The organism is Falsibacillus albus (assembly GCF_003668575.1).
In the GTDB taxonomy this organism is placed as follows: Bacteria; Bacillota; Bacilli; order Bacillales; family DSM-25281; genus Falsibacillus; species Falsibacillus albus.
Genome location: NZ_RCVZ01000004.1, coordinates 1 through 12,616, shown reverse-complemented (window position 1 = coordinate 12,616; position 12,616 = coordinate 1). Strand labels below are relative to the sequence as shown.

Here is a 12,616-nt window from a genome sequence, read left to right as displayed (position 1 = left end):
TTTCCCCTCCTACACTATTTCATGATTAGCTCTGATCATGCTTCTTAAAGATTGTCTTTAAAACTTCCATTGCCTTGTCGATTTCCTCTATATTAACTGTCAATGGAGGAAGGATCCTCACCACATTTGGACCTGCCGGCAATAATAATAAGTGATGCTTATGAGCCTGCTTCACAATTTCCATGGCATTTTCCGTTTCCAAACCCAGCAGCAGTCCTTTTCCTCTTACAGCCGCAATTCCATTGACTTCCTTGGCGAGCTGAGAGAGCCGTTTGTGAAAGTATTCGCCCATTCGTCCGGCATGTTCTACTATCTTTTCGTGTTGGATATATTCAAGCGTTGCCAAGCCAGCTGTGGAAGCAAGCGGATTCCCGCCAAAAGTAGTGCCATGGGTTCCTGGAGTGAAGCAGGAAGCGACATGTTTTTTTGCAACGATTGCACCGATCGGAATGCCTGATCCCAATCCTTTCGCCAATACAAGGACATCCGGCTCAATGCCATAATGCTCGTAGGCAAACATTGCTCCTGTCCTTCCTATCCCGGTTTGGACTTCGTCTGCCATCAGCAAAAGATTATTTTTGCGGCAAATGGAAGCGAGCTTTTGCAGCCATTCTTCATCTGCCGGGACGACTCCGCCTTCTCCTTGAACGAGCTCCAATAGAACGGCGCATGTCTTTTGAGGATCGATTTCGTCCAATCCATCAAGATCATTGAATGGCAAATGTTTGAAACCTTTTACCAAAGGAGAAAATCCGTCTTTGATCTTTTGCTGTCCAGTGGCTGATAAGGCGCCAAGCGTACGGCCATGAAACGATTGAGTGAACGTGATGATTTCCGAATCCTCATTTCCGAGGACTAGCTGTGAATATTTTCTAGCAAGCTTTATTGCGGCTTCATTCGCTTCCGCCCCACTATTGCAAAAAAACACTTGATCCCCGCAAGATATGTTCACCAAAGCTTCTGCCAGCTTTTCCTGAGCAGGGATATGGTAGAGATTCGAGCAATGCCAAAGGCCATTCATCTGATCTATTAATCTATCCTTTACATACTGCGGTGAGTGACCAAGGTTGCATGCTGCTATCCCGGAAGTAAAGTCTAGGTACTCTAACCCTTCATCATCCCATACATAACTTTCTTTCCCGTTCACCAAAGTGATGGGGAATCGATTATAAGTCGCCATCACTGGCGTAGACTGCTTAGTGATTTCAGCTTGGTTTTGCATAGGCCGGCTCCTCCTCAATGTAAATTTTCGTACCTTTAATCATTCCGGATAAAAGGCTTGTCAAACATTCATTTGTCCTGCCATCAAGGATCATTGCTTCTGGCACCCCATTCTTCAACGATTCAATGATGGAACTTGTTTTGGGAATCATCCCTCCGCTGATGATGCCATCCTTGATGAATTGCTCCGCTTCCAATGTTGTTAAAAAGTTTACAGTCTCCCCTTCCCGATTCATAATGCCGGGAGTATCCGTCAATAAGCAAAGCTTCGCTGACAAGCTCGCAGCGATTGCTGAAGCAGCATCATCTCCATTGATATTGCATAATTGCCCATCTGCGGTCAATCCAAGAGGGGAAACAACCGGTATGATTCCTTGATCGCATAAAGTGATGATGATTTCGGGATCGACGGCTGCCATACTCCCAACCAAACCAAGCTTCTCATCCTTGATGACTGCCTTAAGGAGTCCGGCATCAGTGCCGCTTATCCCCACTGCCCTTCCCCCTGCTTTGGCAATCTCCCTAACAGCCTTCTTGTTAATGGATCCGCTCAGTACCATTTCAATGGCATCAATCATTTCTTGACTGGTCATACGGATCCCATCAACAAAAGTTGTTTTAATTCCTAAGTCGGATAAGAAATTGGTAATTGCCGGCCCTCCTCCATGTACAAAAATGGGCTTCCATTTTCCAGTGTCTGCAATTTTCACCAAATCGGTATAAAAAGAGGGATCCATTTGTTCAAATATGCTTCCCCCACATTTAATGACAAGGTAGCTCATATTCCGCCTCCCTATTATGTTCGATAGGATGCATTGATCCTCACGTAATCGTATGTCAAGTCACAGCCCCAGCTGACAGATTCTCCACTGCCATCCCCAACATCTAATTGAATTTGAATCGACTCATTTTTTTCCAAATACGCTTTTACCTCTTCTTCTGAAAAAGGCGAAGATTGACCATTTGAAACGATTTCGTAAGGACCTAAATGAAGCACGATTTTTTCAAGCTCAAGGGGAATTCCGCCATAACCTGCTGCACAAATGATCCTTCCCCAATTTGCATCTTTCCCGAAGATTGCGGATTTTACTAAACTGGACCCGACAACAGATTTGCCAATCACCTTTGCCGCTTCTTCGCTTTGTGCCCCTTTCACGATCACTTCTATCAGTTTTGTTGCCCCCTCACCATCCCTTGCAATTTTCTTGGCGAGCTCCTTGCATATTTCCTCTAGACCCTCCATGAAAATATCCCATTCTGGATGAGAAGGTGATAGTAATTGGTTTTCTGCTAAACCATTTGCCAGGATAAGGACCATATCATTTGTACTCGTATCACCGTCGACTGTAATCTGATTGAAGGTTTTATTCACAGCTTGACTTAATGCCTTTTTTAAAGTGGCCTTGTCGATGTTAGCATCGGTCGTAACAAACCCCAGCATCGTTGCCATATTGGGGTGGATCATCCCAGACCCCTTTGCGGCACCTCCGATATGTACTTTCTTTCCATCGATTATCAATTCTGCAGCTGCATGCTTCGTACAAGTATCGGTGGTCAAAATGGCCAGTTCAAAGTCATTGACATTCCATTGCATGGGTGTGCTGGGAATCGCGTGGATCCCATCGAAAATTTTCTCCATCGGGAGCGGCACCCCTATTACACCTGTTGAAACAACAGCAGCAGTATATTCTGGAATGGCCATTTTCCCTGCAAAAAGAGATCTCATTTCATAGGCATCCTCAAGCCCTTTAAGACCGGTGCAGGCATTAGCATTCCCAGAATTGACAATGATCCCTTGAAGGATTCCTTGTTCATTCAAGCTTTCTTGTGTCACAAGGAGCGGAGCAGCCTGGAACTGGTTCACCGTAAAGACGCCAGCTGCAGCTGCAGGAACCTCTGACATCAACCATCCTATATCCAGTCTTTTTTTGCGGAGTCCGCAAAACAGCCCGCCTGCATGAAAGCCCATTGGAGATGTAACCGATCCATCCTTCAATACTTTTATTTTTTCGCTCTTTCCCTTTATATTGACATTCACACTAACCACTTCCTTTTTATGGATAAGACGGTGCTGCTGTCAGCCCCAAAGATTCATCCCATCCCATCATCAAATTCATATTTTGAATGGCCTGCCCCGCTGCTCCTTTTAGAATGTTATCAATGCATGAGACAATCACCAATGTTCCAGTTCGTTCGTCGATTGCAAAGCCAATATCACAATAGTTTGAACCTGATACCTCTTTGATCGCTGGGATTCTTCCGGCATCTCTGATTCTTATAAATTCAGTTTCTTCATAAAAAGCTTTATACAAATCAATCACTTTCTCTTCAGATGTTGTTCCTTGAAGCTTTGTGTACATCGTACACATTATGCCTCTTGTAATGGGCAGCAAGTGTGTCGTGAAGGTGATGTTGATAATTTCACTGCTCACCTTTCCCAAAATTTGTTCAATTTCGGGTATATGCTGATGCTTTCCAAGTTTATAAGCTTTTACATTTTCATTTATCTCGGCAAATAAAGTCGCGGTGGCAGCTTTCCTACCTGCTCCTGAAGCTCCTGACTTTCCATCGATGATGATCGAATCCTTATCGATGATGCCGTTTTTTAATGCTGGTATCAAACCGAGAAGTGCAGCTGTCGGATAGCATCCAGGATTGGCAATGTAATGCGCATTACGAATATCTTCCTTGAATATTTCGCTCAATCCGTATGTGGCCTGTGTTAAATAATGCTTATCCGCAGTTCTTCCTCCATACCATTTTTCATAATCTTCTGGATTTTTCAAGCGAAAATCACCTGATAAATCAACGCATTTTATTTCCTTTTCCATAAATACAGGAAGTATCTTTTTACTGATGCCTGAAGGGACGGCCAAAAATATTAAGTCCACTCCTTTTGCCAATTCATCAATATCCAACGTACTGAGCTCCAGCTGAAAAATGTTGGACAAGTGCGGGAACACTTCTGAAATTTCTTCTCCATTCTTAGAGTTTGATATGATTTTTACGAGATCCACGTTTGGATGAAAGTGCAATAATCGAACCAGTTCGATACCACTGTATCCGGTCGCACCAATGATTCCTGCCTTCAATTTAGAACCTCCATAACCTTAATATTGAATTATTATACATACATATGAATTTATATTCAACGTTTTTTTAAAAATTCTTTTTATTTGATTACTGTTGCAATAAATAAAAGGAACAGTATTGATGCTTTTCGATGCAGGATGCTCGCTTTCCCGAGGTGCTTCTTCCGCTCCGCCTGCGGTGACTTACATGTCCCGCTGACCCTTCTGGAGTATCACAACCTCCGCTCCAATCAACCACATAGGATGAATTATTTTTAGAGTGGCTCCTAAAAACAACAACTTTTTAAAAAACACCAAAAAAATCTACAAAACTCGAAATCACTCTTAATCCAGATCATTGGGGGTCGAGCTCTCAAAGACATCCTCATACAAAATTTTGTATTTATATGCATTCGCATCAATATACACATACCAAAAAAGCTGGCACATGGATGCCAGCTTTTTTGGTGATTTCATGTTAATTTTAGGATTCAGTTAAATAATTTTCTTCAAGCCACTTTCTTGCAGCTCCAATTTCGCCGCTTGATAATTGATGGCCGTTTCTTTCCCAATGCATCTCTACATCAGCATCCGCACCGGATAGTAGTCGGACCAATTCATTTGTTTCTTCCACTGGTATAAGGGGATCATTTTCCCCAGCACCAATAAAAGTCCGAATACCGCTTAAATCAGGGAGTTTAAGTCCTCTTCTAGGGACCATAGGGTGAAAAAGAATCGCACCCTTTAGCGCATCCTCATAATGAAATAATAGACTTCCCGCAATATTTGCTCCGTTGGAATACCCGACGGCAATTAGATTTCCACGATCAAACCCATATTTTTCGGAGCTTTCCAATAAAAATGCATTTAGTTCTCTCGTACGAAAAATCAAGTCTTCTTCATCGAAAACCCCTTCTGCTAAACGTTTGAAAAACCGCGGCATCCCATGCTCCGACACATTGCCCCTTACACTCAGGACGGAAGATCCAGGGGAAAGCATGCTGCCAATCGGCAATAAATCCTTTTCCGTCCCTCCGGTTCCGTGGAGAAGCAGGAGTACCGGTGCATGGGGATCTTCACCTTGTTTGAAAATATGCCTCATCTTCCCTTCTCCCTTCTCATTGACTCTTCGTATTCAAAGGTTTTAATCTTGCTTCGATCTGTTTTCGCTGAGGTTCCAAAAATGGCGGCAATGCCAGCGATTCTCCCAAATGATCCAATTCTTCGTCAGTTGCAAAGCCAGGACCGTCCGTTGCCAGTTCAAATAATATCCCATTCGGCTCCCTGAAGTAGAGTGATTTAAAATAAAAGCGATCAACAAACCCTGAATTTGGGTAACGCGATTGTTTAATATGATCGATCCATTTTCTTAACTCTTCTTCGTTATCGACCCGGAATGCCACATGGTGCACGCCTCCTCGTCCTGGCCTTTCTGGCGCCAGGTCCTTCCTTTCCTCGACATGGACCTCTGCACCGCTGCCGCCTTCCCCAGTTTCAAACACAAGAATGTCAGGCTGGCCCTCTATTTCTGAAGGGTAGCTTCCTTTTTTCCTGAAGCCCATTACATCCATCAATACCCCGCCTGTTGCTTCGGCATACGGAACCGTCAATTTAACGGGTCCTAGCCCCCTGATGGCGAATTCTTGTGGGATTGGGCTATGCTCCCAAGGAATTCCCCCTGATACACCCTTATTGTTTTCATCTGAAACGAGTATGAAGCGTTGACCTTCAAAATCCTTAAACGCCATTGTTTTCCGTCCCGCACGGGCAATAACCTCTTCATGATCCACTCCAAATTCATCAAACCTGGCAGCCCAATAGGACAAAGCTCCATCATTAGGTACCCGCAAGGATAAAGCAGAAATACTGTTATTCCCTTCATGATTCTTCGCGGCCATAGGTATTTCAAAAAAAGTCAATTCGGTTCCAGGATTACCTACTTCATCGCCATAGAATAGATGATACACAGAAGTGTCATCCTGATTGACCGTTTTTTTTATCAGCCTCAAGCCTAAAACATTTGTGTAAAATTTAAAGTTTTCAGGTGCTTTAGCCGTAATGGCTGAAACATGGTGTATTCCTTTTAATTCCATAATAATACCTCCCGATTAATCATTTTTATTTGGCATTGCCTTTTTTAATAATTCAAGCAATTGTTTCTTTTCTTCTTTTGTCAATCCATCGAACTGGGAAGCCTGAAAAGTTTCCTGTTTTGGAACAACTTCTCCAAATAATTTTTCCCCTGACTCAGTCAATGAAATATATTTTGTTTTCCACTCTTTTTCTCGTTGGATCAACTCAAGCTGCTCCATCCTGCTTAAAAGCTGGGTGATATTCCCTTTTGTGACGAAAAGCTTCTCTGCAAGCTGCTGCTGCGTGATTCTTGCATGTGAACCTACCTGCACAAGTACATCAAATTGAGCGGCGGTCAAGTTCCATTTTTTCAAATGCTGATTGGATTCGCGAATGCTCTGGGAATACAGCCTGGATAAACGAAACCAAAGCAACAGCCCCAATCGCTCATCATTTTTCGAATATGTCATGGGATCACCCCTTTAATTTGATTGTTATCAGTTTATACCTAAACTGATTGGAAGTCAATAAATCTGTTTGAAGTCAGATTCAGAATAGGCACCAAAAAGTGCGTACTGGCTATCAAATAAAGTACATGTTATTATAAAGCTGTTTTCAAAAGATTATTGTTTATTACCGTTTTTCTGATAGGCTGTTTTCTCAATGATGGTTGTTTTTATTAGTTTTATTAATGAAATTCATCATATGGTGTTGATTGGGACGGAAGATGCGAGACTCCGGATGGAAATAGCGGGACAGGTGAGACCCCGAAGCGAGGGGAGGTAAGGTGGATGTTCGATTAAGTTCGGCACGTCGTGTGCCAACATCGAACGACCTCACTTCGTGTGAGGCCCCTCGGAAAGCGATCCTCCTTTCGCGGAAACCAACCTTGTACAAACTTTGATAAATAGCAACAATCTTTACGAAAAAAGCCTATTATAAAAAACATTTCAGCATTCAAGGAGGGAGCTCCATGAAAAAATATAATATTCCCGTAGAAGCAGCGTTGGAGGTAATCGGGGGCAAATGGAAGGTCGTCATTCTCTGCCACTTGATCAAAGGCAAAAAACGGACAAGCGAATTAAAGAAACTGATGCCCCTCATCACTCAGAAGATGCTGACCCAGCAGCTTCGAGAACTGGAGGAGGACGGGGTCATCTTGAGGACAGTTTACAATCAGGTTCCCCCAAAGGTGGAATACTCACTCACGGATTATGGCTGGTCCTTAAAGGAAATCCTTGATCTCTTGTGCGCATGGGGAGAACAGCATATCGAACGTGTATACCCCGATAAAAATGAGGTATTGCTAGAGCCTGTTGAATGAAGTTTTACAAGGGGCCCTTTTCGTATAGTTTGTTGTTATTCCTCGAATGATGATTTCCAATGCAATCAACTTGAAAAAAAGGTGCTCGGAGTTACCTATCTCCGAGCACCTTTTTTCAACTTACAGTATGCAGTTCGCAAAAATGAAACCTCCCTCTATCCACCTTCTCGCCCGTTTTTATCTGGATGCGCTCATGAAAAATCGGTCCAGCATATGTAAATGTGTGAAATTCTCCGTTCTCACCACAATGGTCAATATTTTTTGGCATTTCTCTCAAAAAATCTTCATCAATAGTTTGACCCAGGAATTGGTCCGTCAAAACCTCTGTATCTATGCAAGTCGTGACCGTCTTGAATCCAAGTGATATAAAGTCATTTATCAAGTATTCTGATTGATACCCCCATAAAGGAAACACTGCATTCATGTCTGTTTGATGGATCAATTTTTCGCGATACAATCTTACATCTTCTAGGAATATATCACCAAACATGATGGTATTTATTCCTTCGCGTTTAATTTCCCTTAATTTCTCGATCATGATTTTTTGATAATCAGCATCCGAACTATTTTGTGGAATATACATTTTTCTTAATGGTATGCCCAGGCTTTCTGCTTGCTCTTCCAGTAGATCTTCCCTTACACCGTGGATACTGATCCTATTATATCCTTCTGTAATGGTAGTCAATAATGAGTCGACGATATATTCTCCTTCTTTTAGAATCTTATAGAGTGCAAAGGCACTATCCTTGCCCCCACTCCATGATATGACAATCCGTTCAGCCATAATTACCTCCTATATTTTATTTATATACTTGTGTCTAAGCATAATTAAAGTTTGGGTTTTTCCAATCCCAATGCTGCCCACTCTTCCCTTGCCGGACCATAAATACCTGGAACCTTCAAATCAGCTTGCCTCATCAAGACCGTCATTTGACCTCGATGATGAATTTGATGGCGAATAAGCGTCATTAAAAAGAAATGATTTGGCAGCTCCCTGCCAAACATGTTGCTCATGGCAGTAAGGTCACTGTCTTCCCATTGACTCTGAATGGCATTCATAAAAGACTCGTTCATCTCATTGTACGCACTAACAATTTCATCTGCACGGTCAGGTACCGGGTCTTGATCGTTTGGAGCTTGAAATATCAAGCCTGTGTGACCTAATAGTACAAGCGGAGACGTAACCAAGTGCCAGGCAATGCTTCCGAGAGACCTATCGTCCTTTGAAACAGGCTGGTCCAGGGAGAGATCTGTCAGTGCATTTAAAATTTTCATCGTCAATTCTGATTCATATTTCCATGAGAGCAAAAATCCATCGATCGTTTGGAACATTCATTTCATCTCCTTTTCTAATCGATTGCTTTTTCATTCATCACTATAGATTCTATTTTGATGTTGAATATCCCTTCAGCCTTTAGGAGGAGGATAAATTCATACGATGGATGCTTTGGAATGAATTCTATAAAAACTAAAATGTATTTATAGAATCGAAAGTTGAGGTCAACTAATCTTTAGTAAAAAAATAGAAATTTCAAAAAAATAAAGAAATTGCAAATTTTTGTTATGATTTAATTATTCTACTGGAAATTGCAGGTGATTAAAATGAGGTCTTTCCAACAATTAAAAGGACTCGATCGTAACGTGTGGATTCGTTTTGCCGGCGAAGCCATGAACGGTGTCGCTTTCATGATGCTCATGCCTTTTCTGGCCTTATATTTAAAGGATAAAGTCGATTCCATGTGGCTTGTTGGGGTAATCATGTCAGTTGCACCGATTGCATCCGTGTTCGGGACTATGCTGGGTGGCCGAATGGCAGATGTCTATGGCCGCAAGCCCATCATGATCGGGTCGATGCTTGGAAATGGTTTGATCATGATCGGATTTATCTTTTTTGATTCATTTCTTGCTTTTGTATTGCTTTCAGCATTCATGGGATTTTTTAATTCGCTCTTTCACCCGGCTGCCTCCGCCATGGTTGCTGACGTGACAGAGCCTGATAAAAGAACAGAAGCATTCGGCTTGCTGCGCCTTGGCCACAATATCGGTGCTGCAACGGGGCCGTTGATCGGGGCATCCATCATCGTCATCTCAAAAAGCATCATCTTCATGATCACTGCATCATCTGTCATCATTTATGCATTGATTGTGGCCTTCTTCATTAGAGAGAGCCTGCCCATAAAGGAACGCAAGGATTCGGTCCTTGATAAGGATGAAGAGAAAGAAAACCTGCCTTCTCCTTTCAAGGTTCTTGTCCAAGATAAGTTATTATTGATCTTTGTTTTGACGGGAATTATCATTTCCATGTCATTTTCACAGACTGAAGGAATGCTCCCTCTGCATTTTGACAATGAACTGAAGCACTTATCTCCCAGCCAAAATCCTTTTCCTTATTTGATGGCTTTCAACGGGATCCTTGTAGTGCTATTCCAGCTGCCGATTTCCAGCTTCGCCTCAAGGAAAAAAATCGGTTTTATTATGGTTTTGGGTACACTTCTTTTCGGCCTTGGTCAATTGGCTGTTGGCTGGCTGCCCTATTATTTTTATGAGGATCGAACCGATTTCACCATCATATTAATGGTTTTATTGATTGTTTACGGAATCTATACAGTCGGGGAAATGCTCATTACTCCCGTCCAGATGACGTTTATTTCAAACTTGGCGCCAGAGCATTTACGCGGCACTTATATGGGGGCAGCAGGATTACAATGGATTCTCGGAGGTGCGATCGGACCGCTTATTTCAGGTTTTTTGCTGGACCGTTCACTTGGCAATGTTCTTTTTTCCATGCTCGGGGTCGGATGCATCGCAGCGGGAATAATTTACGTATGGATTGATAAATTAAGCTCGAAAACCATGACGATTAAAAGAGAAAAAGCACTACAGCAATAAAGAAGGCTTCCCCCATCAGTGAAAACACATTGGGGGAAGCCTCCTTTTTATGTTATTTAAGTTATTTAAGCATCAAATACTTCTACTTTTTCCATTACATCACCGTTTTTCATAGCTTTTGCAGCTTCCACATTGGAAGTGACTTTGCCAAAAACAGTGTGCACTCCGTTCAAATGCGGCTGTGGCTCGTGAACGATGAAAAATTGGCTGCCGCCAGTATCTTTACCAGCATGTGCCATCGATAATGATCCAACTTCATGCTTATGCGGATTGCCTTCTGTTTCACATTTGATTGTGTACCCAGGGCCTCCAGTTCCGTTTCCGTTTGGATCTCCTCCTTGACTGACAAAACCAGGAATGACGCGGTGGAAAGTCAAACCATTATAGAATCCTTCATTTGCAAGCTTTTCGAAATTCGCAACTGTTCCAGGCGCTTCATTCGGGAAAAGATTAAATTCAATTTTTTCGCCGTTTTTCATTAATATGTATCCTTTTTTCGCCATTTAAAACAACTCCTTTTGTAAAATCAATCTTTATCATACCATGATTCGTGCTGAACAGGAAATGTTTCGGACCGACCCGCAGACCCTCACGATTCCCGTAAATTGAATGTATTGACATCATTTTCAAAATATTTTCATTGGAGTTCATGGCAATTTCTTTTAAAATAATGTTAAAGAAATAAACAAGGGGGTTTAGTAGTGAATAATCATGAGATAGATTTTAAGATTCATGGTGACGACATGCAATTCGTTGAAGTCGAGTTGGACCCACAGGAAACCGTCGTTGCCGAAGCAGGAAGCCTGATGATGATGGAAGACAATATCCAGATGGAGACGATCTTCGGTGACGGGTCAAATGCAGGCGGCGGCTTTGTAGGGAAGTTGTTCAGCGCAGGAAAAAGGGTGCTGACGGGTGAAAGCCTATTTATGACCACCTTTACGAATCAAGGTTATGATAAGAAGCGCGTATCTTTCGCCTCACCTTATCCCGGGAAAATCATACCATTAGATTTAAGCCAATTTGAAGGGAAAATCATTTGTCAAAAAGACGCATTCCTTGCTGCTGCAAAAGGGGTTACTGTCGGGGTTGAATTTCAGCGGAAGCTTGGTACAGGCTTCTTTGGAGGAGAAGGCTTCATCATGCAAAAGCTTGAAGGAGATGGAATGGCATTTGTCCATGCAGGAGGCACGTTACATAGAAAGGACCTGTCTTCTGGAGAAACGCTGCGTGTCGATACAGGCTGCTTGGTTGCCATGACTAGCCGTGTAAACTATAACATAGAATTTGTAAAAGGTGTCAAGACTGCTCTATTCGGAGGCGAAGGTCTGTTTTTCGCGACTCTTCGCGGACCTGGAACCGTTTGGGTGCAGTCCCTTCCATTCAGCCGTCTTGCCAGCAGGGTATTTTCTGCGATGCCATCCCATGGCGGCTCCAAAGACGAAGGAAGCCTTGCAAGAGGTGTTTTCGACCTTTTAAACGGAGATTGATCCATTTCTACAAATATAATATCGCAATGCAATAAATGGTATCGAGGTGTGAACATCTCGATACCATTTTTTGGGGTTCAACCTGAAAACCTTATATAGTTTCCCGCAGTTGTCTCGTCCAGGTTACCATTATTTCCAATAATCTTTCTGACGGGCATCAGATCCTCGTTTTGGTGACCGTCAGTGCTCATTTCTCTCACCGACGGGCACCTGATCCTCGTTCTGGTTACCGTCAGTATCTATTTCGCTCTCCGTCGGGCACCAGATCTCCATTCTGATTACCTTCCGTGCTCATTTCTCTCCCCGACGGGCATCAGATCCCCGTTCTGGTGACCGTCAGGACCCTTTTCTCTCTCCGTCGGTCATCAGATCTCTGTTCTGATGACCGCCAGTACACATTTGGATCTCCAACGGGCATCAGATCCCCGTTCTGATGACCGTCAGTATCTATTTCGCTCTCCGTCAGGCAACAGATCCCTGTTCTGGTGACCGTCAGGACCCTTTTCGCTCCCCGACGGGCATCAGATCTCTGTTCTGGTGACCGTCAG

General features: G+C 42.9%; 13 protein-coding genes. 3 read left to right on the top strand and 10 right to left on the bottom strand.

What is annotated here, in order from left to right; all coding sequences use genetic code 11:
* Nucleotides 1-25 precede the first annotated feature (25 nt).
* From D9X91_RS07230 to D9X91_RS07200, 7 genes are all read right to left on the bottom strand, one after another.
* Nucleotides 26-1,222 carry an aspartate aminotransferase family protein gene (locus D9X91_RS07230; protein ID WP_121679930.1) on the bottom strand — a complete coding sequence of 399 codons (1,197 nt, stop codon included), beginning with the start codon at nt 1,220-1,222 and terminating at the stop codon, nt 26-28.
* Entirely contained in the window at nt 1,206-2,003 is a 798-nt protein-coding gene (argB, locus tag D9X91_RS07225; RefSeq protein WP_121679929.1) for an acetylglutamate kinase, read from the bottom strand. Before argB ends, D9X91_RS07230 begins: the two co-directional genes overlap by 17 nt.
* A gap of 14 nt (nt 2,004-2,017) precedes the next feature.
* Nucleotides 2,018-3,259: a bifunctional glutamate N-acetyltransferase/amino-acid acetyltransferase ArgJ gene (gene argJ, locus D9X91_RS07220; protein WP_267900805.1), complete on the bottom strand. Its 1,242-nt coding sequence runs from the start codon at nt 3,257-3,259 to the stop codon at nt 2,018-2,020.
* Between the two features lie 16 nt (nt 3,260-3,275).
* On the bottom strand, nt 3,276-4,313 hold the full coding sequence (gene argC, locus D9X91_RS07215) for an N-acetyl-gamma-glutamyl-phosphate reductase (RefSeq protein ID WP_121679928.1): 1,038 nt from the start codon (nt 4,311-4,313) through the stop codon (nt 3,276-3,278).
* Nucleotides 4,314-4,776: 463 nt separating this feature from the next.
* Nucleotides 4,777-5,394 carry an alpha/beta hydrolase gene (locus D9X91_RS07210; protein ID WP_121679927.1) on the bottom strand — a complete coding sequence of 206 codons (618 nt, stop codon included), beginning with the start codon at nt 5,392-5,394 and terminating at the stop codon, nt 4,777-4,779.
* Nucleotides 5,395-5,410: 16 nt separating this feature from the next.
* On the bottom strand, nt 5,411-6,385 hold the full coding sequence (locus D9X91_RS07205; RefSeq protein WP_121679926.1) for a ring-cleaving dioxygenase: 975 nt from the start codon (nt 6,383-6,385) through the stop codon (nt 5,411-5,413).
* 15 nt (nt 6,386-6,400) lie between these two features.
* Complete coding sequence (locus D9X91_RS07200; RefSeq protein WP_121679925.1) at nt 6,401-6,835, bottom strand: MarR family winged helix-turn-helix transcriptional regulator; 435 nt, start codon at nt 6,833-6,835, stop codon at nt 6,401-6,403.
* A 503-nt stretch (nt 6,836-7,338) separates the two neighbouring features.
* Between D9X91_RS07200 and D9X91_RS07195 the strand changes: the two genes are divergently transcribed.
* A complete protein-coding gene (locus D9X91_RS07195) occupies nt 7,339-7,689 on the top strand; it encodes a winged helix-turn-helix transcriptional regulator (RefSeq protein ID WP_121679924.1) in 351 nt (116 codons plus the stop codon).
* A gap of 115 nt (nt 7,690-7,804) precedes the next feature.
* Here D9X91_RS07195 and D9X91_RS07190 read toward each other — a convergent pair whose 3' ends face one another.
* Both D9X91_RS07190 and D9X91_RS07185 read right to left on the bottom strand, forming a co-directional pair.
* Nucleotides 7,805-8,473 (bottom strand): Dph6-related ATP pyrophosphatase, encoded by a 669-nt coding sequence (locus tag D9X91_RS07190; RefSeq protein ID WP_121679923.1) that lies wholly within the window; start codon nt 8,471-8,473, stop codon nt 7,805-7,807.
* Between the two features lie 44 nt (nt 8,474-8,517).
* Nucleotides 8,518-9,021 carry a DinB family protein gene (locus D9X91_RS07185; RefSeq protein ID WP_121679922.1) on the bottom strand — a complete coding sequence of 168 codons (504 nt, stop codon included), beginning with the start codon at nt 9,019-9,021 and terminating at the stop codon, nt 8,518-8,520.
* 270 nt (nt 9,022-9,291) lie between these two features.
* Between D9X91_RS07185 and D9X91_RS07180 the strand changes: the two genes are divergently transcribed.
* Nucleotides 9,292-10,578 (top strand): MDR family MFS transporter, encoded by a 1,287-nt coding sequence (locus D9X91_RS07180; protein ID WP_121679921.1) that lies wholly within the window; start codon nt 9,292-9,294, stop codon nt 10,576-10,578.
* 65 nt (nt 10,579-10,643) lie between these two features.
* On the opposite strand, the gene D9X91_RS07175 is transcribed toward D9X91_RS07180, so the two are convergent.
* The gene (locus D9X91_RS07175) at nt 10,644-11,081 is read right to left on the bottom strand and encodes a peptidylprolyl isomerase (protein WP_121679920.1); all 438 of its coding nucleotides are present in this window, start codon (nt 11,079-11,081) and stop codon (nt 10,644-10,646) included.
* Nucleotides 11,082-11,279: 198 nt separating this feature from the next.
* On the opposite strand from D9X91_RS07175, the gene D9X91_RS07170 reads away from it, so the two are divergent.
* Nucleotides 11,280-12,068, top strand: coding sequence for a TIGR00266 family protein (locus D9X91_RS07170; RefSeq protein WP_121679919.1), 789 nt, complete (start codon nt 11,280-11,282; stop codon nt 12,066-12,068).
* Nucleotides 12,069-12,616: the final 548 nt, after the last annotated feature.

Bases quoted from the DNA above. Each gene is read 5' to 3' on its own strand.
- D9X91_RS07185 (WP_121679922.1), bottom strand. From the start codon at position 9,021: ATGTTCCAAACGATCGATGGATTTTTGCTCTCATGGAAATATGAATCA.
- D9X91_RS07180 (WP_121679921.1), top strand. From the start codon at position 9,292: ATGAGGTCTTTCCAACAATTAAAAGGACTCGATCGTAACGTGTGGATT.
- argB (WP_121679929.1), bottom strand. From the start codon at position 2,003: ATGAGCTACCTTGTCATTAAATGTGGGGGAAGCATATTTGAACAAATG.
- D9X91_RS07175 (WP_121679920.1), bottom strand. From the start codon at position 11,081: ATGGCGAAAAAAGGATACATATTAATGAAAAACGGCGAAAAAATTGAA.
- D9X91_RS07210 (WP_121679927.1), bottom strand. From the start codon at position 5,394: ATGAGGCATATTTTCAAACAAGGTGAAGATCCCCATGCACCGGTACTC.
- D9X91_RS07195 (WP_121679924.1), top strand. From the start codon at position 7,339: ATGAAAAAATATAATATTCCCGTAGAAGCAGCGTTGGAGGTAATCGGG.
- D9X91_RS07200 (WP_121679925.1), bottom strand. From the start codon at position 6,835: ATGACATATTCGAAAAATGATGAGCGATTGGGGCTGTTGCTTTGGTTT.
- D9X91_RS07190 (WP_121679923.1), bottom strand. From the start codon at position 8,473: ATGGCTGAACGGATTGTCATATCATGGAGTGGGGGCAAGGATAGTGCC.
- D9X91_RS07230 (WP_121679930.1), bottom strand. From the start codon at position 1,222: ATGCAAAACCAAGCTGAAATCACTAAGCAGTCTACGCCAGTGATGGCG.
- D9X91_RS07205 (WP_121679926.1), bottom strand. From the start codon at position 6,385: ATGGAATTAAAAGGAATACACCATGTTTCAGCCATTACGGCTAAAGCA.